Source organism: Litoribacillus peritrichatus (assembly GCF_039537985.1).
Classification (GTDB): domain Bacteria; phylum Pseudomonadota; class Gammaproteobacteria; order Pseudomonadales; family Litoribrevibacteraceae; genus Litoribacillus; species Litoribacillus peritrichatus.
In genome coordinates, this window is record NZ_BAABBN010000004.1 from 1,063,386 (window position 1) to 1,084,857 (window position 21,472).

18 protein-coding genes are annotated in these 21,472 nt (G+C 45.2%); 7 read left to right on the top strand and 11 right to left on the bottom strand.

Annotated features, from left to right (window positions below):
- Nucleotides 1-73: 73 nt before the first annotated feature.
- Nucleotides 74-1,456: a phophatidylserine decarboxylase associated domain-containing protein gene (locus ABD744_RS06040; RefSeq protein WP_344796463.1), complete on the top strand. Its 1,383-nt coding sequence runs from the start codon at nucleotides 74-76 to the stop codon at nucleotides 1,454-1,456.
- Nucleotides 1,457-1,625: 169 nt separating this feature from the next.
- Here ABD744_RS06040 and ABD744_RS06045 read toward each other — a convergent pair whose 3' ends face one another.
- From ABD744_RS06045 to ABD744_RS06080, 8 genes are all read right to left on the bottom strand, one after another.
- Entirely contained in the window at nucleotides 1,626-1,895 is a 270-nt protein-coding gene (locus ABD744_RS06045; protein WP_344796465.1) for a hypothetical protein, read from the bottom strand.
- Nucleotides 1,895-2,800, bottom strand: a complete 906-nt coding sequence (locus ABD744_RS06050; protein WP_344796467.1) for an SPFH domain-containing protein — start codon at nucleotides 2,798-2,800, stop codon at nucleotides 1,895-1,897. Before ABD744_RS06050 ends, ABD744_RS06045 begins: the two co-directional genes overlap by 1 nt.
- Nucleotides 2,801-3,085: 285 nt before the next feature.
- Nucleotides 3,086-3,553 (bottom strand): OsmC family protein, encoded by a 468-nt coding sequence (locus ABD744_RS06055; protein ID WP_344796469.1) that lies wholly within the window; start codon nucleotides 3,551-3,553, stop codon nucleotides 3,086-3,088.
- Nucleotides 3,554-3,942: 389 nt separating this feature from the next.
- Nucleotides 3,943-7,008: an AAA family ATPase gene (locus ABD744_RS06060; RefSeq protein ID WP_344796471.1), complete on the bottom strand. Its 3,066-nt coding sequence runs from the start codon at nucleotides 7,006-7,008 to the stop codon at nucleotides 3,943-3,945.
- Nucleotides 7,005-8,381 (bottom strand): exonuclease SbcCD subunit D, encoded by a 1,377-nt coding sequence (locus ABD744_RS06065; protein WP_344796474.1) that lies wholly within the window; start codon nucleotides 8,379-8,381, stop codon nucleotides 7,005-7,007. Before ABD744_RS06065 ends, ABD744_RS06060 begins: the two co-directional genes overlap by 4 nt.
- Nucleotides 8,382-8,455: 74 nt before the next feature.
- Nucleotides 8,456-9,700, bottom strand: coding sequence for an NAD(P)/FAD-dependent oxidoreductase (locus ABD744_RS06070; RefSeq protein WP_344796476.1), 1,245 nt, complete (start codon nucleotides 9,698-9,700; stop codon nucleotides 8,456-8,458).
- 2 nt (nucleotides 9,701-9,702) lie between these two features.
- Nucleotides 9,703-10,749 carry a phosphatidylglycerol lysyltransferase domain-containing protein gene (locus ABD744_RS06075; protein WP_344796478.1) on the bottom strand — a complete coding sequence of 349 codons (1,047 nt, stop codon included), beginning with the start codon at nucleotides 10,747-10,749 and terminating at the stop codon, nucleotides 9,703-9,705.
- Nucleotides 10,750-10,879: 130 nt separating this feature from the next.
- Entirely contained in the window at nucleotides 10,880-11,791 is a 912-nt protein-coding gene (locus ABD744_RS06080; RefSeq protein WP_344796480.1) for a LysR family transcriptional regulator, read from the bottom strand.
- Nucleotides 11,792-11,974: 183 nt separating this feature from the next.
- On the opposite strand from ABD744_RS06080, the gene ABD744_RS06085 reads away from it, so the two are divergent.
- The 5 genes from ABD744_RS06085 (at nucleotide 11,975) to nhaD (ending at nucleotide 16,361) form a co-directional block, all read left to right on the top strand.
- Nucleotides 11,975-12,580: a glutathione S-transferase family protein gene (locus ABD744_RS06085; protein WP_344796482.1), complete on the top strand. Its 606-nt coding sequence runs from the start codon at nucleotides 11,975-11,977 to the stop codon at nucleotides 12,578-12,580.
- A gap of 95 nt (nucleotides 12,581-12,675) precedes the next feature.
- The gene (locus ABD744_RS06090) at nucleotides 12,676-13,578 is read left to right on the top strand and encodes a class I SAM-dependent methyltransferase (protein WP_344796484.1); all 903 of its coding nucleotides are present in this window, start codon (nucleotides 12,676-12,678) and stop codon (nucleotides 13,576-13,578) included.
- A gap of 203 nt (nucleotides 13,579-13,781) precedes the next feature.
- Entirely contained in the window at nucleotides 13,782-14,261 is a 480-nt protein-coding gene (locus ABD744_RS06095) for an Hsp20 family protein (protein ID WP_344796486.1), read from the top strand.
- Nucleotides 14,262-14,348: 87 nt separating this feature from the next.
- On the top strand, nucleotides 14,349-14,966 hold the full coding sequence (locus tag ABD744_RS06100) for an Hsp20/alpha crystallin family protein (protein WP_344796488.1): 618 nt from the start codon (nucleotides 14,349-14,351) through the stop codon (nucleotides 14,964-14,966).
- Nucleotides 14,967-15,125: 159 nt separating this feature from the next.
- Nucleotides 15,126-16,361, top strand: a complete 1,236-nt coding sequence (gene nhaD, locus ABD744_RS06105; protein ID WP_344796490.1) for a sodium:proton antiporter NhaD — start codon at nucleotides 15,126-15,128, stop codon at nucleotides 16,359-16,361.
- A 65-nt stretch (nucleotides 16,362-16,426) separates the two neighbouring features.
- Here the strand turns inward: nhaD and ABD744_RS06110 are convergent, their stop codons facing one another.
- Complete coding sequence (locus ABD744_RS06110; RefSeq protein WP_344796492.1) at nucleotides 16,427-18,415, bottom strand: methyl-accepting chemotaxis protein; 1,989 nt, start codon at nucleotides 18,413-18,415, stop codon at nucleotides 16,427-16,429.
- Nucleotides 18,416-18,673: 258 nt separating this feature from the next.
- Between ABD744_RS06110 and ABD744_RS06115 the strand changes: the two genes are divergently transcribed.
- Nucleotides 18,674-19,591 (top strand): hypothetical protein, encoded by a 918-nt coding sequence (locus tag ABD744_RS06115; protein ID WP_344796494.1) that lies wholly within the window; start codon nucleotides 18,674-18,676, stop codon nucleotides 19,589-19,591.
- 65 nt (nucleotides 19,592-19,656) lie between these two features.
- Here the strand turns inward: ABD744_RS06115 and ABD744_RS06120 are convergent, their stop codons facing one another.
- Both ABD744_RS06120 and ABD744_RS06125 read right to left on the bottom strand, forming a co-directional pair.
- A complete protein-coding gene (locus ABD744_RS06120; protein ID WP_344796496.1) occupies nucleotides 19,657-19,983 on the bottom strand; it encodes a hypothetical protein in 327 nt (108 codons plus the stop codon).
- A gap of 207 nt (nucleotides 19,984-20,190) precedes the next feature.
- Complete coding sequence (locus ABD744_RS06125; RefSeq protein WP_344796498.1) at nucleotides 20,191-21,465, bottom strand: glycosyltransferase; 1,275 nt, start codon at nucleotides 21,463-21,465, stop codon at nucleotides 20,191-20,193.
- Between the last annotated feature and the right edge of the window lie 7 nt (nucleotides 21,466-21,472).

The window sequence follows — 21,472 nt, forward strand, 5'->3', positions numbered from 1 at the left end:
TTTATACTGATTCAAAAGAAAAATAGGATGTTTACGATTTCTATTTATAAGCATTACAGGGAAGGGGATTTTTATGAGCAAGTTGTACAGGTCAGCTAAAACGCAACCGTATCCAAGCAGCTATCGATATGGTTGGTTACCTGATCCCGGAAGTGAAAGCTGGGCAAAGTTTCATGCTGAAGTAAACGAAGCTGTCGAGGCAATCGCGTCAATCCGAGGTGATGAAGATTGGATCGACCCTACCATAATAGAGCTTCTGGAATACCTCAGAGATGAGCCAACCGCATCCTATTTGATGGCGACGGCCTGTCGCCAGAATCTAACAATGTTGAAAACAGAGGATTTAGATACAGACGGTGTACCAATTCCCTGGATCCCCAATGCAACGTATTTTTCCCTCGTATGCAACTATCTTCTGACCTGGTGGCCTCACTTTATTGATGATGATCTTGTTGGTTTGCCTTTTTCAGGGTTTACCGTGGGGATTGATCCGACTTTACCCGGGTCTCAGCTTTTGGGCTTACCAGAGTTTAATGAAAAGATGGGGGCCGTGTTAAACAAATGGCATGAATTTCTTGGTACAGAAGCCTCCGCACAAGGATTTGCCGTTGAGGGAGAACAATGGTTATCAAGAAAAGCTAAAAAGTCATATGAATTCGACTTGTGGGAAAAGGACAGCCCAACCCTTCCTTACTGGTCCTCATGGAACTCGTTTTTTACCCGTCAATTTAAAAATCCGGCCAGTGCTCGTCCCATCGCCGCGCCAGATAGCAATCAGATTGTGAATTGTCCTAATGACGGTTCTTTGTTCCGTTGGGATTGGCAAGTCCAAGCAGATGATACCTTTTGGTTTAAGGATATGAAATATTCATTGCGTGATATTCTCAGCTCTCCTTTGCCTGAGCAACAGAGAGTGATTGATGAATTTGATTTGGTTTCACTGTTTGAAGGAGGTTACGTTTTTCAGACGTACCTTAATCCTTATAACTTCCATCGCTGGTGGGTGCCTGCAAACGGTAAGGTTTTGTTTGATCCTATTTCTATTCCGGGGGCCTATTTTAACAAGCTTATTCTGCCTGATTTCGGTGGTGCCACAACGGCATCTTTACCATACCTTACTGAAGTGAATGCCCGTGGTTTGATGGTTATCGAGACACCCGATTACGGTTTAGTTTGTTGCATCCCCTTGGGAATGAGTGAGGTGTCAACGATTTCATTTGATGATCAGATGAAGGCGGGGGTTGAAGTCTCTAAAGGCCAGGAAATGGGTATGTTTAATTACGGTGGTTCCTCCTTTGTTATTATTTTCCAAAACCTACCCGATAAGCAGTTAGTGTTTATGGACGATCAAGGTAATCACTATCCGCAGAGACCCGAAGGAGCAACGAACAGCTCAGGAGCAGGCGCAAATGTCACCAACATTGGGTCGCAAATTGGTGTTTGGTATTCGCGTTGAGCGAATGCGTGTTGTACTTATTATCTGAATTCATGATGAATTAGTCAGGCTCACGAGTTTTTAATTTCTTAAAGTACTGGTGAGCCTGAAACTTTGAACTTGATAAACCGTAGCTAAAACTTTTGGGAAGAGAAACAGGCAGTTATTATTTGAATTCAGGCCTCACATATTATTCCTGATCAAACATGCCTCTTCGATCCACCTCTTCAATCATTTCTTTACCGGACTCCACTTCCGTTTTCTCAGGCGCTTCAGGTAAATCACTTGTAAGGGTGTTTCTTGGGCCGTAAGTATTCAAAGAATAAAACACAACAATAAGAAAAATGGTCGGTACTACAATCTTGAACCAAACCTTGGGTACTTTAAAAATAAACATTAAAAGTACGATTGAGACAAGTGGGATCAGTCCAAACAGAAAGTTTGCTAATGAGAAATTCACTATTTCAATTCCTTACCAAGCAATTTGGCCAGTGTCGCATCCCCAGTAATGTCTGAGAACCCGGAAGAATCCGCAGGGATAATGATGGTGTTTCCATTCTTTGCCAGTTCCGTATAAATGGCTAAGGCCGTTTCCAGCTTTTTATACGCCAGTACTTCTGGGGTAATGGATTTGGCAGCAATGCGGTTTTGCTCGGCTATAGCTTCGGCTTTTTCGCGTTCAACCAGGCGATCTTTTTTAGCCACTTCAAGTGCCAGCTCTGCTTCAGTTAATTTGACCTGTGCGTCAGCCTCTGCTTGCTGAATATCAATTTCTCGCTTCTTGGCTGCTTCTTGAGCCTGAACGATGACTTTAGGTGGCTGAACGTCTGCTAATTCAAATCGGCTAATGACTAAAGGCGTTTTTGTACTAATTAATTTATCCGAAATGGCCGCATGAATGTTCTGGCTGATGCTTTCACGATTTTCCAATACATCTTGAATGGTGTATTTGGTGATTTCACTTCGCACAATTCCTCGAACTGCTTGCTGACCATAAGTCGAATAAATCTTATGAGCAGGAATGATTTCGTTCTCGGCGGGAATGCGGTCAAATAAGGAGTTAATGGTTGTATTGTCGTTTGGAATTGAGAAAGTCCCTCGGATATCCACCGCCAGGTTCAACTTGTCTTTCGGCATGAACACGGTGAGCTTTTCTACCAAAGGCTTATCGCTTACTTCTAAAATAATTAAGCGATCACAATACGCCCAGCAGGGTTCGAGACGAAATTTACTGGGTGTCAGCGTATCAGGCGCATAACCGTTTTTAGTTAACACTTTACCAACATGAGCTGGCGGAATTTCTACATGTTCACCGCAGGCAGCTAAGATCAACGACGCTAAAATTACAGTGATGGCTTTTTTCATTTCGAGTCTCTTTTTAAGTTACTAATGTTTTGTGGTTTCTTAAACCCTGGGTTCAGGTAAGTACTACATGTTTTGTTGATGATGGCTGAGTGCGTGCTACCTATTCATGATCATCTTGAGACATTAAAATCAAGACAGTGCTATGCGTTTAAACTCTTTATAGCAGGGTAAAGATAGCAGACTCCGGTTTGTTTATCCTAGGTTGTTTAAAGCAACTGTATTGGTTAAAACCTAACTGAACAGAGCTTGATCAACATTCGAACATGTTCAGTTTGACTGTAGAATTTAAGTCAGAATCTCAGTGATCACTTGGGTTTTTACCGAATTTGCAATAAAACACTGCTCATGAGACTGGTGATGCATGTCTTCAAGCTGTTTATGTGAAGGTTGTTTATCGCCTGCAAACGTAATTTCAGGGCGTAAGGTGACTCTAGTCATACTCATTTTTCCGTCATTGTCTTTTGCCATAATGCCAACGGCATTATCAGTGTATTGGTCGATAACAAACTTTTTCTTAGCGGCGATAGCCAGAAAAAACAGCATGTGACAACTTGATAAAGAGGCTACAAACGCTTCTTCTGGATCAACGTTTGCCTCAATGGAATAAGGCAAAGGCACTACATGAGGAGACGAAGAGGCTGGAACAGTTACACCTCCATCGAAAACCCATTCATGGCCTCTGCTGTATTCATTATTGATGTATTTTTCATCAATGCCTCGTCTCCAGGCAACCTTGGCATAATATTCAGACATTGTGTTTCCTCGTTACATAATAACTGCTTAGCTTCCAGCCAAGCGGAATGTGGCAGTTACGGAGTCAGCTCGTAAGCTTGATATCGGTGTTGTTCAATAAAATTGTTTTGCGGAGGAGGACTGAATGAGCTGTATTTTTGGCCTTTCAATTCCGAAGGCGGTATAAGACGCATTAATAGGGACATTCAAAAATCAACTCCGTCTGACTTTTTGTATTAATGTGATTTTAACGAATTTCTTTTGTGAGGGAAAAGCCTCAGGTCTCAGAAAAGTCATCTGGGGTGCTTAAATATGCTTGACGATGTTACTTCAGGTGAGCGACGTGATCTAAGCAAAATCCAGCATCAAACTGAGGTCTGTCCTCAGTTTGATGCTATGTTTTTAAACGATTAAACCGCAACCGTTACCGTACTGCCGCTTGCGCTGCTTTTCACATCCACTCTAAGTGCCATTTGCTCCCGCAGTTCGCTTACGTGGGAGATAATACCGATCATACGGCCACTGGCTTGCAGGTCGATTAACGTTTTTACTGCGAGGTCCAAGGATTCCTGGTCGAGACTGCCAAAGCCTTCGTCGATGAACAGGGTGTCCAGTTTAATGCCACCAGCATAAGCCTGAACCACGTCGGATAAACCCAGAGCGAGGGACAGGGCTGCCATGAAGGATTCGCCGCCGGACAGTGTCGCCACCGAGCGTGTTTTGCCCGTGTAAGCATCTTCCACTTCAAGTTCAAGTCCAGAGGCTTTGTTGCCTTTGGCGCGTTCTTCTTTGCGTATCAGCAGATAACGGCCTTTACTCATAGCTTGTAGCCGTTGGGAGGCTTCGATCAATACATCATCGAGCAATACGCTTAATACAAATCGTTGAAGGCTGATTTTATTGCCGGTTTGGCCGTTGGCAACGTCGCTTAACGTCCCATAGATTTTATATTCATCTTCCAGGGCTTTGTTGGCTTTGTGGGCTTCGTCGATCTTGGTTTGAACGTCTTGCAATTGCCGCACGCGGTTATCAATACGCTTCCAGTCTTCAAGTGCTTTGTTTGCTTGTTGATCAGCTTCCGTGCGGGCGGTTTGCAGTTTTCCGATGTCTGGCTTGGTTTGGCTTTCCAGTTGCGATTGCTGTTGCTGTAAGTTGGCTTTGCACCCAGCCATTTTCTGAGCGTGCTCATTGATTTGAGCTTGCAGGGATGTTTGTTCTTGCTCGGAGCGGGCTGCGTTTTGGTATGCTTTTTCGTCTATAAACGGGCTGGAGGACAGCGCTTGTTGCCAGTCGGACTCGGCTTTTGCTGTCTCTGCGGTCAATCCTGCTTTTTGGGTGTTTTGCTGGGCGAGGGTGGCCTGAGTTTGCGTCAGTTGTTGAGTCGCTGCGTTGAGCGTAGTTTGTGCCGACTGGAAATTGCTGTGGAGTTGCTCGATTTGTATTTCAAGCTGTTTTAGGGATGTTTCCAGAACACCCGCTTCCCTGAATTGTTCGGGTAGTTGCACCAGAAGGTGTTCGACCGTTTGAGAGGCAATGGTTAACGCCTGCTGGTCGTTGTGCAATCGAGCGCGCGCGGTTTCCAGGCTTTGTTCTTGAGCTGCATGCTTTTGCGTGAGATCAGCGATGGTTATCTCGCAGGTTTGAGCTTCACTTTGTTGGCTCATTAAGGTTTTCACCTGTTGATCCAGCGTTTTGTATTCCTGTCTGAGCTGATCGGTGGCTTTGAACTGATGATCACCCAATTCATGGGTTAATTCTGTTACCGCCTGATGGTTATTTTGTTGATGGGTTTGTGTTTCAACCAGGGCACTTTGTGCCTGATTTTGTGCTTTTAACGCGGCATCCAGCGTGATTTTAGCCTGATCAATCTGTTCTTTGGTGACGGGTTGGCTTAGGTTATTTGCTTGCAAATGTGCCGGTGACGGGTGTTCTAAACTGCCGCAGACCGGGCAGGGCGCGCCTTGCTGAAGCTCGGCGGCTAACATGGCGGCCTGATTGCTGTGCCAGTTGAACTCAAGGGTTTTAACCTGAGTCTCTAGCGTTTGTACCTGTTCAATGGCTTGATTCAGGTTATTGGTGCGAGTGGACACTTCCTGCTCTAAGCGGCTTCGTTCTTTGAGCAAGGTATCTATTTTGGCCCTTTGACTGCCCAGTCGTTTTAAATTTTCCAGATCAATTTGGTGTTGCGGTAATGTCTGGATTGCTTGCCTTAACTGAGTCAGTTTGGTCTGGTTGGCTTCAAGTGCCTTACGAAGGCTGAGCAGTGTCTGACTGGCTGTTTCAAGCCGTTTGGCTGAGGCTGATTCGATCTGTTTTTTGTTTTTAAGATCGTTTTCCGCCTGTACATGCTGTGCAACTAAAGGCAATTTTGCTTTTAGCTCATTGGCTTGTTGTTTAAGAGCATCCGAAGTTTGAAATGCTTTCTCCGCTTGCTTGAACGTCTCAGTGGCCTCGCTGAGCAGTTGAGTTTGAGCCTGAATGTTTTGTTGGGTGCGTTCAATCTCTGCTAATAACTGGGTTTCGGCCGATTTAGCCTTAGCGAGAGAAGTCTGAATGTAAGCGATTTTTTGAGCGGACTGCGCGTGTTCTAAGGTTGTTTGTTGTTCGGCTATTTGTTTGGATTGAGACTCTAAGGCGTTTAAATCTGCTTTTGTTTTCTCCAAAGCTTCAAACGCTTTATGAGTGATCGAGGCTGTTTCCAGCGCTTTATCGGCCAGGCTTAATGCGGTCGCAGTTTCTGCTTTCTGAGTCTGAGCCTGCTCTAATTGAGGCGCCAGTTCGGTAAGAAGTGCTTGCAATTGTTCTTCTGCATCAAGGTCTGCGCCACGCAGAATTCCGACGGTTTGATTTCGTAATGTTTCAACTTCTCTGCGAATGCCTGAAGCGCGTTCTTTTAAGGCATCTTCCAGTCGCTTATAAATTTGGGTCTGAAACAGTTTACTGAATATGGCTTCTCTTTCTTTGGATTCAGCCATTAAAAATTCACGGAACTTACCTTGCGGTAAAACCATTACCTGTCTGAACTGTTCGACGTTTAACCCCGTGAGGTTTTCGATGGTTTTGGTGACTTCTGACGCACTTTTGGGCACAAGGAGCGATTCTTCACCGAAGGCGTCGGTTTCCCATAATTGAGCTTCGGTTTGGTGAGTCGTCGTACCTTCGCCTCGGGCTTTCGGCTTTTCTTGTGTGGGAGAGCGACGCACTCGGTATTGATGAGTGCCGAGGGAGAAGCTCAGGCTGACTTCAGTTAATAATGAAGCGTCCGAATGGTCGCACCGCATCTGAGTTGCTTCGCGTTCTTTGCCTGTGGTTTGGCCGTAAAGGGCAAAACAAATGGCATCCAGAATGGAACTTTTACCCGCGCCGGTCGGCCCGTTAATCAAGAACAATGGATTAGCGCCTAACCGATCAAATTCGATGGTTTGGGTATCCGCAAATGGACCGAAGGCCTGAATGGTCAGTGTGTTCGGTCTCATGAGTTGGCTCCTGATTCGTTGTTGTGCAATTTGGTTATGATGCCTTCGAGTGCTTTGTCCTGATCATCAGAAAGTGAATTACCTGATACCTGATTGAAAAAATCCCGGAACATGTCGAGCTCGCTTCGTTTGAGCTTTTCTCGGTTTAACGCTTTCTTTTCACCGGTGGCCATGATGCCAGGTTTTTCAAGGTGCAATACGTTGGGATAAACTTCGCGCAATTTGCCCATGGCATCCAGAATGGCGTGCGTATCTGTGAGCCGAATCATCAGGTAATCATTGGCGTGCGGGTCGCTTTTTCCTGCGTCCAATAATGTGTCCATTTCGCCCTCCAGGACGCGCATGTCCCTAAGCGGGGTTAAGGGCAGGGGAGTGATCGAAACTCCGCTGGTTGGCTCTTCCGTTATTTGTGCATCAATCGTCGTTGATTCAGAGGCTTCACTTGAGAAAAGATCATCTGCGAACAGGTCCTGAGTCATAGGCTCGTCGCTGGTTGCCTTTTGCAATGTTTTTTCTTTTAGAGGTGTGGATGGTGGTGTTGATAGTGGAGAGGGTTTTAATTCTGTTTCAGGCGTAAATTCAACCAGCGTGACCCCTTTTTTCTGGTGTTGCTCTGAAAAGCTGTATTTGAGTATGGAACCAGAATACCGAACATGTGGTTTCCCCCGATATTGCGGGCTATGAAGGTGGCCAAGAGCAACATAATCAAAGTCCAACATTGCAGAATAAGAAACGCGATCGGCACCCCCCACAGAGAGAGGCCTTTCGGATTCTGATTCTTCAGCACCATCCACAAAACAATGGCTAAGTAGAACATTATGTTGGTTGGGGTCGATGACTTGCTTGATCTGTTCTACTAAATAATTGTGGGCGTCATTATGATTTTTAATGCGGTTGTTTTCATGATCGTCTTTTACTTCCTCGTCCTTTGAATGAGAGGACTGGACGAGCTGCCGTACTTGTTCCGGGTCGTGATAGGGGATACCAAAAAAGTTGACTGAAATGCCTGACTTGCCCGTGAGAGTAATAGGTTCTTGTATGTTGTTAATATCACCGAAGATGAATAATCCGGCTTCTTTGAGCTGGCGGGCACCAAAGCTCAAGCGTTCGGCACTGTCGTGGTTGCCTGAAATCATGACGACCGGAGTGCTCAGCTCGTGACAGATTTTATGAAGCACTTCATCCAGCAGTGTCACGGCTGTCGCAGGCGGAACGGAGCGATCGTAAATGTCTCCGGCAATGATGAGCGCGTCGGCTTCTTCGGTTTGGATGTATTGAATGATTTGGTTCAGAACGTGTTTTTGATCGTCAAGTAAAGAAACATTATGAAACTGGCGACCAATATGCCAGTCGGAGGTGTGGATGAATTTCATTCAAGGCGTCCATAGGATGAATTCGGTGGTCTGCTTACTCTGCACCGAGAAAAATATAAAAGAAAACAAAGGCGTTAGTTTAATTCATTGGACGTTATTTTCTGAGTGCTTTTTTCATCTTGTTGGCTGGTATTCCCGAGGGCGACGCCTGTACCGAGGAATCGAGCCATCCATCCATAGATACGCCGGTTGAAAACCCAATGCCCTTTCAAAGACAGCCAAGCCATCAAGTAGGCAGGCAATAAAAACTTCAGTTTGTGGTAACGGTTGTATCTTTGAATAGCGCGATCAAGTGGTTTGATTTTTTTGATCTGAAAGTGCTTTTCAGGCACAAATTGTCGTAAGCTCGGTGCAACCTGGTTGGCGAGTAATTCGGCCGAACTCATGGCCCAGCTGCAACCAATGCCCGTGAGCGGATCGGCGGCGACGAAGGCATCTCCAACGAATGCAAGCCCTTTGCTGTTGGGCGCTCGATACAGGGTGGCTGTGTCTTTGGCAATGAACAGCTCACCAACTTGTTCACCCACCTGAAAACCGTACTGTTGAACGTGATTTACGACGTACTTTTGGTAAAAGCTTTGAGCGTCGTGTTTGATTTCCTGAAAGTGGGATTCAGGAATATAGCAACTTAACAGCAGTTTATTTGAATTAGGGAAGCAGGCAACGTAAGCCTCGCCTTTATTTAAGGCCCAGACGGTGCTTTGGATGAGATTAGTGTCGGTCTTAAAATAGGAGAATAAAGCAACACGCCGGTTAGGGATTGTTTTATCCTGACAGTGATCGAGTTTAGCCACTTTCGATTTCCTGCCATCTGCCCCAATGACTAAAGGGCAATTAAAGTTGATGTGCTCCCCTTTGTTTGAAACGGCCAGTAAGCCTGTGATGGTTTTTCCTGAGCGGTTCAGGGCCTGGATTCGATAACCTGAATACAGGGTGATGTTTGGGTGTTGCTCTGTCAGTTGACGAAGGGCCGGGTCTAGCAGTCTTCGCTCAATATTGGCGGCGTCCGCTTTTTGGCCAAAAGGGTAATGGATGTGATTACCTTCACTTTCGATATCCAGATAGGTGGCTTGGGCACCTTTTTCATAGAGGCTGGTTAATAGGCCAAAGTCCGCCAGTGTTTTGACTCCAGGCGGGTGTATGAGGTGGCTGCACATTTTTTTGAAAGGTTTGTCATCGGCTTGGTCTGGCTGTTTTTCTATGATGGCTACCTTGATGCCTTTTTCCGCCAGTTTTAATGCTGTGCAACAGCCTGCAATGCTGGCGCCTACGATGACGGCAGCGACGTTGATGTCTGATGGTGACGCTGTTAACTTCATCTTTATAAAACTCCCAGCCCGAAAAATAAAGCACTCAATATACGAGGTAAATTCAGCTCCTGGCTACATAAATACCAAGGTTCTTGTGTCGGTCGGTATCGGGTTTTGTGGTAAGCAAGGCCTTTGAATGAATAAATTGAGTTGGCGTGTTGGTACATGAATTTGAATAAACGCCGTAGCGACGGTCGATCACTGACTTCTGGTGAAATGTTATAAAGCGGTGATAAACCTAGAGAAAGCGAGCGAACGCCTTCTTGCTGAAATACCTTGATGGCTTCTAAAATTATGAAGTCGGATACACCGTTGTATTGGTGGTCTGTGAGACTGCGGATGATGTTTGCGCAGTAGCCCCTGATCATGCCATTTTCGTAGTAGGGTTCGAAGAAAACAAACCCGAGCAGTTTATCTCCTTGATGGCAATAGAACTTACGAACGTAAGGTTCGTCTCTGAACACGGGCGGACGCGTTAATAATTTCAGTTCATCCCGGCTAATGCCTTTTTGGTTTCGCCAAGCCCGGGACAGTTTGTTGACCTGATGGCTGCTGACGGCTTTCCAAGGTAATTCTTTGACCTCGCATGTCACTCGCTTATTGAAATTGGAGGCGTGCCTGAGTTGTTTCTTGCTTTTACCTTTTAGCTCAAATTCATTCAGTGCGATTTGGCTTTCAACACCAATTTGATTGCACTGAAAGCCCAGTTTGGAAAGGTATTGGGTCACGGAGCGATCTACCCCTAAAAACAGCGAGGGGTGTTTCTGATGGAGCAGGTAGGCATTTAATAAGAGTTCGGTGTTTTCTTTGGCACAGACTGGGTTGCTAAAGACGATGTTGGTATTGCCGAAAATACTGGAATGAGGAACGAAGCCGATGACGCCGGTGCTGAGGTTGCCGAAATATTGCACGTTTTTCTGTAATAAGAAATTCGCGCTGGACTGGCTACCATGCTGTTGAATTAACGACCGCACGTCAGCAAGGGTTAATGCCGGTTGCGAGGCCGTTGCTGGCCAAGAGTCGTTGCTTAATAGTTGACTGTCGTTTCGGCTTATCATTGTTTTTATCCGTCCGAGGTGGATTCTTTTATTCGACAATGTGGACGATGCTAACATTAAATCTTTTGTAAAAGCTATATCTTTACGATGTAAGGATTTGGCGTGAGTGAAGTGTGCTTATTGGTGAGACCTAATAGGCAGAACGCCGATCTCGTTTTGTGAAGTATTCTTTTAAATAGTCTATTAATAAACGAAGTTTCTTTGACCCTGCCGAGCCGGGCGGAAATACGCCATAGAGGTCAATGTCCGGTAATTGGTAGTTATCTAAGACTCGCTCCAGAGTCCCTTCTTTTATCTTCGGTAGGGCGTCGTAAGTAGGAATGCGACCCAAGCCGTGTCCTCCTTCAACAAACGCGGTTCGCGCTGCCGCATTGTTGGTGCTTATGCCGCCTTTCAGTTTAATCGTATGGCTTTTATTGTTTTTGGTCAGAGTGATTGCTCCTGAGGTCAACTTGTAGATTACCCAGCTGTGCTCGGCCAGATCCGCAGGGGTTGTGGGCCGGCCATATTTTTTAAAGTACTCAGGTGCACCACAAAGGCAGGTTTCCAGTGTGGTCAGTTTACTGGCCTGAAGGCCGGAGTCCGGTAAGGGGGCGCCCCGAACGGCAAGGTCGATGCCTTCTTGAATGATGTTGATGATTTCATCGGTCAGAATCAGATCAAGATCAATTTTGGGGTAGAGTTTTCGAAAGTCGTTCAGTGCCGGAACAATGTTTTGTAGCCCTACGTTGACAGGACAGGTTACTTTCAGGAGGCCTTCAGGTTCGTGTTTCAGATTTTCGATTTGCTGATTAGCTGCTTCGGCTTCTTCTGCAATGATTCGGCAGCGTTGGTAATATTGTTTACCGGCTTCGGTCAGGGTGAAACTGCGGGTGGAGCGGTTGAGGAGTGTTACGCCCAGCTGTGTTTCGAGTTTTTTAATATGGTAGCTGACTACCGCCCGAGACAGGCCTATGTATTTGGCGGCAGCGGTTAAACTGCCTTGCTCGACCACCTGAGCAAAGACCACCATGCTTTTTAATTGTTCGAAAGAAACGCTCATCACAATGCCCAAAAGAGTGAATCATCAATGTTAAATGTGATTTATTGTATCAATTATTAAACCAATTAATTTGATTTTATTGACATTGTTAGATTAATGATAAATCCATAGACTGGATGACATCTCAATTTCATACCCTTGATAGTGACCTTCGTTGGTCGAAATTCAAAAAAAGGAAAGTCTATGATCACTGTGCACCATCTGAATCGATCCCGCTCTAAGCGCGTACTTTGGTTGTTGGAAGAACTGAACATGCCCTATGAGTTAGTTTGTCATGAGCGTAATCCTATGACGCAAATGGCCCCTGATAGCCTTAAAAAAATACACCCATTAGGTAAAGCCCCGATTGTGGTGGATGAGGGGGTAACGCTGTGTGAATCCGGGGCGGTGATGGAGTTCATTCTTTCTAAAGACTCTGAACATCGGTTGCGTCCAGCCAGTGATGCTGACAACTACTATCAATATTTAGAGTGGTTGCACTTTGCAGAAGGATCTCTGGCGCTGCCCGTCATTACGTCTCTTTTAATGGGTATGGAAAAGCGTTCCGGTGCACCTCTGGATTTCTATATTAAGAAAGAGCTGGATGTCGACTTTGGCTACATTGAATCGACCTTGGCAGAGCGCGCGTATTTTGCGGGAAATGAATTTACCGCAGCGGATGTGATGATGACCATCGTGCTTGAGTTCGCAGATAATCTGAAATTACTGGACGGGTATCCGAAAATACACGACTACCTGAAGAGCGTTCAAACTCGACCAGCCTATAAGAAAGCGGCCAAACACGGTTAAGTATTTTGGCGGTAAAGCCGGATAACGTTTGATAGCGGAAGGTTGTGGCATTAGAATTCACGCCTTCCTCAATCAGTTGAATACTTAAATCCGTTATGACCACCCCATCGCCTTTGCAGTACATTGCCCGACCTCAAGATCTTGAACAAAGCCAGCGGCTGTTTCATGGCCGGGGTCATTATTATCCTGGATTAGAACACGTGACAATTGACTGGATTGCGCCGGCGATTCTGATCACTCTTTTTGCTGAGCCAGAACAGGAATGGTTAGATGACGTGGTTAAGGCGCTGGTTGCGTTATTTCCTGAGTGTGAATCGCTTCAGGTTCAGTATCGTTGCCGGTCGGGCGCGCCTTTTGAGATCAAACAGGGTGAAGCGCTAACTAAACTAGTGGCTGTTGAAAATGGTCTTAAATACCATATTTCGTTAGGTAAGGCTCAAAATACCGGTTTGTTTCTGGACATCATTAATGGTCGGCAATGGTTGAGAGAGCATAGCCAGGGCAAAAATGTTTTAAACTTGTTTTCGTACACTTGTGGTTTCTCGGTTGCTGCGATCGAAGGTGGGGCAGACCAGGTCGTAAATGTGGATATGTCCAAGCCCGCTTTAACGACGGGCCGTGAAAATCATCGATTGAATGACCATCCCATGAATAAAGTGGTGTTCCATGGGGTTGATATTTTTAAGTCCTGGGGGCGAATAAAAAAACAAGCTCCTTATGACATTCTTGTTTCAGATCCTCCTAGCTTCCAGAAAGGCAGTGTCGATATTCAACGCGATTATTATAAGATCATTAATCGTATCCCTCAGCTGGTAAAGCCCGGAGGCATTGCTATGTTGTGCCTGAACTCTCCGGACTTGAGTGATGACTTTTTACTGAATCAAGTGGCTGAACATTGTCCGGATTGTAAGTTGATTGAGAAAATTCATAACCCGGATGTCTATGTTGAAGCGCATGAAGGCAAAGGGTTGAAAGTCTACTTGTTTCAGTATTTGTAATGGCTAAGTCCGTGTTCTGTTTATAACTTCTGTTTATAAAACTGATAAATTCTAAGCATATATTTTTCTAAATTTTCCGAATATATCCCTCTTGAAAATGCATCTCTTAGCCTTATTTAATTGGTTGAGGGGAGTCGTCCCAAGCGGAGGTTTCTCTCAAATTGATTGAATAATTTTATATTGCTTCTGACGGAGGATGTATTATGAACTCGATTGATTTAACCCCACTTTATCGCAGTAGTGTTGGTTTTGATCGTTTGGCGTCATTGATTGACAATGCGCTAACCACTGACAACAACACTATTGGATACCCTCCATACAATATCGAAATTCTTGATGAGAATCGTTACGTCATTGCTTTGGCCGTCGCAGGATTCAGTCAGGAAGAACTTGATATTCAGGTGGAAAAAGGTGTTCTGACCGTTCGCGGAAACAAGTCGTCTAAAGATGAGCGGAAGTATTTGTATCAGGGCATTGCAAACCGAACCTTTGAACGTAAATTCAACCTGGCTGATTACGTTGAAGTGACGGATGCAGACTTAACCAACGGTCTTTTGACCATCAGTTTGGTGAAGGAAATCCCTGAAGCAATGAAGCCCAAGACCATTTCCATCAATCACGGAAATGCGAGTTTGGAGCATAAACAAAACAAGCGACTTTCTAAAGACGACAAGGCGGCGTAACCGTCCGATGGGGGCACTTCTCGGTGCCCCTGTCGACTCGTAGAGGTTATCGAGCCACCTGAATTAAGTGTGTTGGGAGGTAACGTGATGAACCTGGAAAAATTAAAGCCCTGGAATTGGTTTAAACATGAAAATGAGTCAGACCACCAAATTCCGGTTGCCAAGCAAGCTGCGGTGGAAGAGCCAAAACCCGAGGCGGGTACTTCGTTGTCATCCGCTTCTTCGGCTCCGTCATCTCTGCTGCAATTACATCAGGAAATGGATCGACTATTTGATGATGTCTGGCGTTCATTTGGGATGACGTCGCCATTTGGATTGATGAACCGATCCTGGCCTCAGGGACAAAGTCTGCTAGGTCGGTCTGGTTTTGGTGACTTCAGAGCAAATCTGGACATTGCAGGCAATGATCAGGAGTACGAAGTGTCTATCGACCTACCGGGGTTTTCCGAATCAGACATGCACATTGATGTTGTTGGTAATACTTTAACGATTCAAGGTAGAAAGGAGGAAAGCAGCGAAAACAAAGACAAGCAATATTATCGTGTTGAAAGAAGTGTGGGCTCGTTTCAGCGAACATTATCACTCCCTGAAGATGCCAATAGAGATGATATAGCCGCTTCAATGAATGACGGCGTGCTTAAAATTCGAATTCCCCGTAAGGAATTACCCAAAAAAGACGTTAAGCGCATAACCATTTCGTCCTGATTGGCAACTCAAGAACAGAGGCAGCACTACGCTGCCTCTGTGTTGTTATTCGTTAAATTCTCAGCTCTATCAAATGGTATTTTTTGTTACATTTTTTTCCTTTCTTTTGATTTTTAAAGGGTGATAATTCGGGCCTGATTACTTGGACAGGAATTTAAGATGCACACGCTGTTGTTGGCATTGATCGCTTTGGCTTTTGTATTGATTGTCGTAGAAGACATGATTCATCTGAATAAAGCGAAATCTACGTTGTTCTTGGGAACGCTGGTTTGGATTTTAGCCTTTGTTTTTCCCGAGCATGACGTAGAGCAAATTAAAGAAGGGTTGAATGAAAACCTGCTTGAGATAGCTACTTTGTGGTTGTTTCTTATGGCCGCGATGACCTTCGTTGCATATTTAAACGAGAAGGGGTTGATTACTCAGCTGGTATACCGGTTATTACCCAGCCAGATTAAATTACGAACCTTGATGATTCTGGTTGCCATGCTGGGGCTGTTGTTTTCGTCACTGGCAGACAACATAACGGCCTCGTTGATTATGTTGTCTTTGCTTTCAACCCTCAAACTTGAACCAAAACAAACCTTGAAGTTCGCTGCATTAATCGTATTTTCGGTGAACTCTGGCGGTGTTTCACTTATTACAGGTGATGTAACCACGTTGATGATTTTCCTGGCGGATAAAGTCACGATCACTAACTTGTTTTTACTGATTGCGCCTGCGGTATTTGGTGTTCTTCTATTGGCTGTGTTTCTTATGGGTGGGATCAATGAAGAGGTGACATTACCCAAGTTCAATAGGCCGATTGCATTTGGAGATAAGTTGATCGCGCTGCTGTTTTTGCTGACGATTACGGGCACTTTATTCATGAGTGTTGCTTTTTCTGTACCGCCGGTTTTAACGTTCTTGTTTGGTTTGTCGGTCATGTTTCTTACGCATCGCGTGCTGTACCGAAGTGAAACCAAACCGAATGTATTGGATTACGTAAGGGAAGTTGAGTTTGATACTTTGCTGTTTTTCCTCGGCGTATTACTGTTGGTAGGTATGTTGAAAGAGTTATCTGTATTGGATTTTCTGCCTCAGCTGTATGAAGTGATGCCTGTGTATGTGGCTAATTACGTGGTCGGTATCCTTTCCGCATTGGTGGATAACGTGCCTTTAACGGCCGCTATTTTGAAATCCGGTATTGAGATGGACGCAGCTAACTGGTTGGGCTTTACCTACGCAGTGGGTGTGGGTGGTTCGTTGTTGATTATTGGTTCTGCAGCCGGGGTGATTGCCTTGAGCAAGTTATCGGAGTTGTCTTTTGTCTCTTACTTGCGTTTCTTTCACTGGTTGTTGTTGGCTTATACGGCAGGCTACGTGGGTGTGCTGGCCATCGCAAAGTTGGCAACCTGAGTTTTCAACCATCAATGCAAAGCCATGCTGTTCTTTGATAAGAGCCTCATGGCTGAGCGGTTATGCTATAACCTGAACTTGGTTACAAGCTCGACCAGCTGATTATTCGCGGTGGTTAAGTCTTCTGAATTGACGGCATTTGACTCTGCGCTTTCTGAAATTTCACTGACGATGGACTGAATATGGTTCATGATTCGGTCGATTTCTTCGCTGACTGTTTTTTGTTCTTGGGCTGCTTCTGCAATTTGTGCGCTCAGACCACTGATTTCAATAATGGAAGTATTCATATTATTGATTTTTCCAGTGACCAGATTGGTGTTATCTGCGGACTGCTGGCAACTGCTTTTGGTTCTTTCCATTGCTGTCACGACTGAACTCACGCCGGATTCCAGCTGGCCGATCATGTCATTAATTTCAGATGTGCTGTTTTGGGTACGCGCGGCTAAGGCCCGGACTTCATCTGCAACCACCGCAAAACCTCTTCCTTGTTCTCCTGCCCGAGCGGCTTCAATGGCGGCATTGAGTGCAAGCAGGTTGGTTTGTTCAGCTATATCACCGATTACTTTGAGCACTTCCGCGATTTGCTTGGTGTTTTTATTCATGTTTTCGACATCGCGGACAGCACTTTCAACTTCAACCAATAAGCCCTGAACACCCTCCGATGCTTTCGAAACCGTTTGTTTGGAGACGGAGGCTTCTTCCTGAACTTTTTGAGTAAAACTGGCTGAATCCGATGCGTTGTCTGCGACAGCTTCGGCCGTAGCGCTCATTTCTGTGATTGCGACAACCGCCTGTGATGTCTCTTCACTGTGTTGTGAAATGATGGTTCGGTTCTTCTGTACGTGCTCATCCACTTTAGCAATGCAGTTAGAAATCTCGGTTGATGAGTCTGAAACGGAGAGCATGATCTTATGAAGGAACTCGATGAACTTATTGACTGAATTTCCGATTTCTCCTACTTCATCATTGGCTTTAATTCGAATGCGGGCGGTGAGGTCGGCATTGCCTTCGGATAGGTTGTCGATCATTTTTCGTAAGTAAGATAATCGGCTGGAAAGTTTAGAAAATGTGAAGAACACAAATAGCACAATTAAAACGCCCAAAGGCAACTGAATGGAGAGTAACGCATTCATGACAGTGCTGGTTTGTTTGTTAATCAGACTCGATGGCAGCGCAAAGGTTAAGCGCCAAGGCGTGCCGGGCAGGTTGGTGATAAACAGGCTTTGTTCGACGCCGTGCTTATCTGTGAATTGCGCGTCAGATACATTGGAGGTACTTTGGCTTGATAAGTAATCTGCCACTTGAGCGGCAAACTCTGAAGAGTTTTTAATTTTACTGAGGTTGGATAAGATTAAGTCTTTCTCGATGGTTTTCGAGTTATTGAGTATTTTTCCGTCTGGCTCTACGATCAACACCTGGCCCTGAAGTTCGGTTTCCATTTTCTGAGCGAGATCATTGAAAAACCCTAACGTTACATCAATGGTAGAAACCCCCCAAAGCTGCCCGTTTTTATAGATGCCCATGGCGCAGTTGGTTCTTGCTTCAATGCTTGCAGAATCTTTATAGGCAGGAGCCCACGCGCATTGACCTTTGGGTGCGTTTTGCCCGGCTTTATGCCAGCCTTGTTCGAAATATTTAAGTGACTCGTCAGAGTTCCAGTGTGTATTGACAATTAACTTGCCGCTGCTGTCTCTGTGAAAAAAGGTGCTGTGTTTTTCACGGCTGGAATCCCGTTTATACGGAAGCGGCCAGATACCGCCGCCGAACACTTTTACGTCGCCGTACTGGTCTACGAGAGAGGGCTGGAGCTGATCAATTTGATTGCTAGACAATTCTGCAACGGTTTGGGTTATGGCCCTTTGTTGGGCTTGAACTTTGTTGAGTTCACCCATGAATTTTGCGCTCAGTAAGTCCAGCTTACTCGATACACTTTTTTGTTGCGTTTCTTTCAGCTTTGGAGATACGAAAACCATAATGCCAAGCGAGGTTATTATTGCGACTACAAGCATAAAACTGATGAAATACAGGGTGTATATCGACTTGATGGACTTCACGGAACTCACCTTAAAAACGGAAATATCTTTCTAAACGTAGCCAATTCAAGGTAAAAAGCCAGCCTTTAAAGATAAATAAATCCGTTATATCAGTAGCTTGCGTTCTCGTTAGTTTGATGAGTTTAGGTGTATTTTGGTTGTTTTCAGCTGCTTTTTTGCCATTAATCCATTTATTTAATGGATTACTTTGTTCTGCCCAATGGGCACATAAAAGCAACTATAGTATGGATATTCGCTCTTAGATTTGATGGGGTTAATATGAATCTCCTAAAGGTGTTTGTACTCCGTTTTACCAACGTGGTGTTTTCTTTCGTGCTGCTTTTCACTTCCACCCAGTTGTTTGCGGGAACCATCACTCAATCAGGGTTTTCGTACATTACTTCTACTCCAGAAATTCATTATCAGGTGACGGTAAATAAAAAAACCATCTTATCCGCAACTATGATTGTGGTGGATATAGGCGGCGTTGCACAAGCAGGGCATGAAGTAGCCACTGCAGAACTCATATCTCAAGAGAATGTACCGTCAACATTTACCTTTTCAAAACCCAGTAACGGTTGGCCGGAAGGGTATTACGAGATTGTGGTAAAAGATAACGAGCGAACCGTCGAGTCTGTGATGTTTAATGTGATACCTGAGTCTGGCAGTGCTGCTGCGTCTCACGATTCAATTACGCCTAGCACTCCGAGTAACCCAGAGAACCTGTTTGTTTCAGACAATAACGGTATTTTGGCGCAAGGCGCGGGCGGCTCCTTAACCGCTGATGCTGCTAACGCGTACATTGATGCATTGGAGTTTATTCATGGTCAGATGGGGGAGCCAAGATCTTTTTTGCCTCAGGAGCGCCAGACAATCATGAGTAACTTAGCCTCAGCGTATCCTTCATTCCCTGTGGGAACTCAGCAGGATTTGGCCGCCGCACGATCTATCTTGTTTGAATATCAAAATTCGTGGAACTACATTGGTGTGGAGGAGCAAAAAGAATTTGCTTACCAAGTCTTGGCGATTGCCTACGGTGAGCAAGCTGCCGCGCAGGCCTTGGGCTATAACAGTGGTTCTGGTTCAGGAAGCAGCGGAGGTGGCAGCTCTTATTATTCGGATGGAGCCTCTTATGTGAGTGACGGAAACTGTGCGATCTTTTCGTCCGAATACGGCAGTGTTTCTTCGTGTGATTAAGTTTTTTTAATTTGTTAAAAGTGCCAGATAATTATTGGATCTAGAGAAGCCTTAAAGAGTGCGTCTTAAGACGCTACGCATAAGTCACTAGCTTGATTCTCAATATGCTCAATCAAAACCTTACACCCCCAGTGCGCGTCCCGATCTTGCATTTGCATCTCTGTAGAAAGGTTTTCTGCTGGCTTGATCAGCAAAACAGACTCCAGACGGGTCAATTCTGATTTAAGCACCTGAAGTACATCTTCGCTGCTGTATTCGGCCTGTAATTCATCCAGGGCCGATACGGTCAGATCCAGAGATTGTTTTCTGTTTTTTGCGTAGGGGTTCCACACAGATGCTATGCAGTCGATTACTTTCTTTTCAAACGTTTGTTTTTCTTGTTCGTTTTGCATTATTGCAATTACCTATGTGTGATCTTTACAGAAGTCGATGTTGACAGAGGTTACAGGATGTAAAGTTGTGTAATTCTGCAAAGGATAGGCTTAAATTTCAATAACTTATTGTGACTATTTTAATCGAATGTGAAGTTTTGACAGTTTTTTGGCGTGATTTTTCAGAGAATAAAAGGTTGGTTGCAAAGAGAGGCAAAGCCTCTCGTGCTACTTTTGCGGTTGAGGAAGAAGTTTATTCTTAGCTTCAATCCATTGAGCCATGTATTGAGTGCTTTTCATGGAGTGATGTCTGAGCATACTTCCGGTAAAGTTGTTTTGGCGCTCTTGTTCTAACTCGTTTTCTAATAACGTAATGCGATCAATCAACCGTTGCTGATGCAGATCCAGTTCAAAACGTTCCGGAATTAACAAGCTGCACTCTTGGTGAAGCGATTGCCAGCTTTCTTCCTTGGAATAGAGTTCAATTGCCGCTTTGGCGAATTCATCTTTGTCGTCGCTGATTCTGGCTGGTAGGGCGTTGCCATACATGCCTTCGGCACCAATGGACGTGGTTACCGCAGGTGTTCCGCACTCGGCGGCATCGATCAGCTTGCCTTTCAAACCAGCGCCGAAACGAAGCGGGGCAAGCAGAACTCGAGCTTTGCTGACAACTTCGAAGGCGTTTACAGCCCAGCCTTTGACAAGAAACCTTTGTTTTTCATTATGAAGTTGAGTGGCTTTTTTAGGCGGATAGGCGCCGTAAATGTGCAGCTCGGCTTCCGGTAATTGTTGTCGTATGGCAGGCCAAATGGCTTCTTTTAAGAAACGCACTGCATCCCAGTTGGGCTCGTGCCTGAAATTACCGATGGAGATAAAGTGCTTCCGTTCCGCAAAGGGCGTTAAAGCCAACGGGGATGAATCTTGCGCTCCCTTAACGGACGTTCTCATAAAAGGCACGTAATGAATGATTTGTTCTGGCACATTGAATGTTTGAGTCAGGAGGGTCATTTCTGCCTGGGATATCATCAGGCTTAAATCGCAGCGCAGAATAGAAGCGATTTCCCGTTTGGCAAGGTCATTAAAAAGCAGCCGTTGGCTTACGTTTAATGTATCTTTCAGACTGGCTTTGTTCTTAAACGCTTGGTGGCGTGCGTGTCGTAAACAGTGAAGGTCTTCGGTATCCAGAATTCTTAAGGCGTCCGGGCAGACTTTTTCAACACGCCAACCGAATTGTTCTTCCATCATGAAACGGTCAAACAAGACGGCATCCGGTGTCAGTTCGGCCAGATAATGGTCAAATGACTCAGAGTTTAACTCTATGGCATTGCTTGCTATGCCGTAAGAAGCTAAGTCTTCTGCATGTGGGCTCAGCTCGGCAGGAGAGGCATAGGTGATTGTGTAGTTTGCTGCCTGGAATGACTCAAGAAGCTGCATCATGCGGCTGCCTGCGGCAGAAGAGTTGGGTTCTGGCCAGACATAGCCAATCACGAGTAATTTTTTCATGGGCGCA

Excerpts from the sequence above, each read along its gene's own strand:
- ABD744_RS06040 (WP_344796463.1), top strand. The coding sequence starts at position 74 with ATGAGCAAGTTGTACAGGTCAGCTAAAACGCAACCGTATCCAAGCAGC.
- ABD744_RS06050 (WP_344796467.1), bottom strand. The coding sequence starts at position 2,800 with ATGAAAAAAGCCATCACTGTAATTTTAGCGTCGTTGATCTTAGCTGCC.
- ABD744_RS06055 (WP_344796469.1), bottom strand. The coding sequence starts at position 3,553 with ATGTCTGAATATTATGCCAAGGTTGCCTGGAGACGAGGCATTGATGAA.
- ABD744_RS06060 (WP_344796471.1), bottom strand. The coding sequence starts at position 7,008 with ATGAGACCGAACACACTGACCATTCAGGCCTTCGGTCCATTTGCGGAT.
- ABD744_RS06065 (WP_344796474.1), bottom strand. The coding sequence starts at position 8,381 with ATGAAATTCATCCACACCTCCGACTGGCATATTGGTCGCCAGTTTCAT.
- ABD744_RS06070 (WP_344796476.1), bottom strand. The coding sequence starts at position 9,700 with ATGAAGTTAACAGCGTCACCATCAGACATCAACGTCGCTGCCGTCATC.
- ABD744_RS06075 (WP_344796478.1), bottom strand. The coding sequence starts at position 10,749 with ATGATAAGCCGAAACGACAGTCAACTATTAAGCAACGACTCTTGGCCA.
- ABD744_RS06080 (WP_344796480.1), bottom strand. The coding sequence starts at position 11,791 with ATGAGCGTTTCTTTCGAACAATTAAAAAGCATGGTGGTCTTTGCTCAG.
- ABD744_RS06085 (WP_344796482.1), top strand. The coding sequence starts at position 11,975 with ATGATCACTGTGCACCATCTGAATCGATCCCGCTCTAAGCGCGTACTT.
- ABD744_RS06090 (WP_344796484.1), top strand. The coding sequence starts at position 12,676 with ATGACCACCCCATCGCCTTTGCAGTACATTGCCCGACCTCAAGATCTT.
- ABD744_RS06095 (WP_344796486.1), top strand. The coding sequence starts at position 13,782 with ATGAACTCGATTGATTTAACCCCACTTTATCGCAGTAGTGTTGGTTTT.
- ABD744_RS06100 (WP_344796488.1), top strand. The coding sequence starts at position 14,349 with ATGAACCTGGAAAAATTAAAGCCCTGGAATTGGTTTAAACATGAAAAT.
- nhaD (WP_344796490.1), top strand. The coding sequence starts at position 15,126 with ATGCACACGCTGTTGTTGGCATTGATCGCTTTGGCTTTTGTATTGATT.
- ABD744_RS06115 (WP_344796494.1), top strand. The coding sequence starts at position 18,674 with ATGAATCTCCTAAAGGTGTTTGTACTCCGTTTTACCAACGTGGTGTTT.
- ABD744_RS06120 (WP_344796496.1), bottom strand. The coding sequence starts at position 19,983 with ATGCAAAACGAACAAGAAAAACAAACGTTTGAAAAGAAAGTAATCGAC.
- ABD744_RS06125 (WP_344796498.1), bottom strand. The coding sequence starts at position 21,465 with ATGAAAAAATTACTCGTGATTGGCTATGTCTGGCCAGAACCCAACTCT.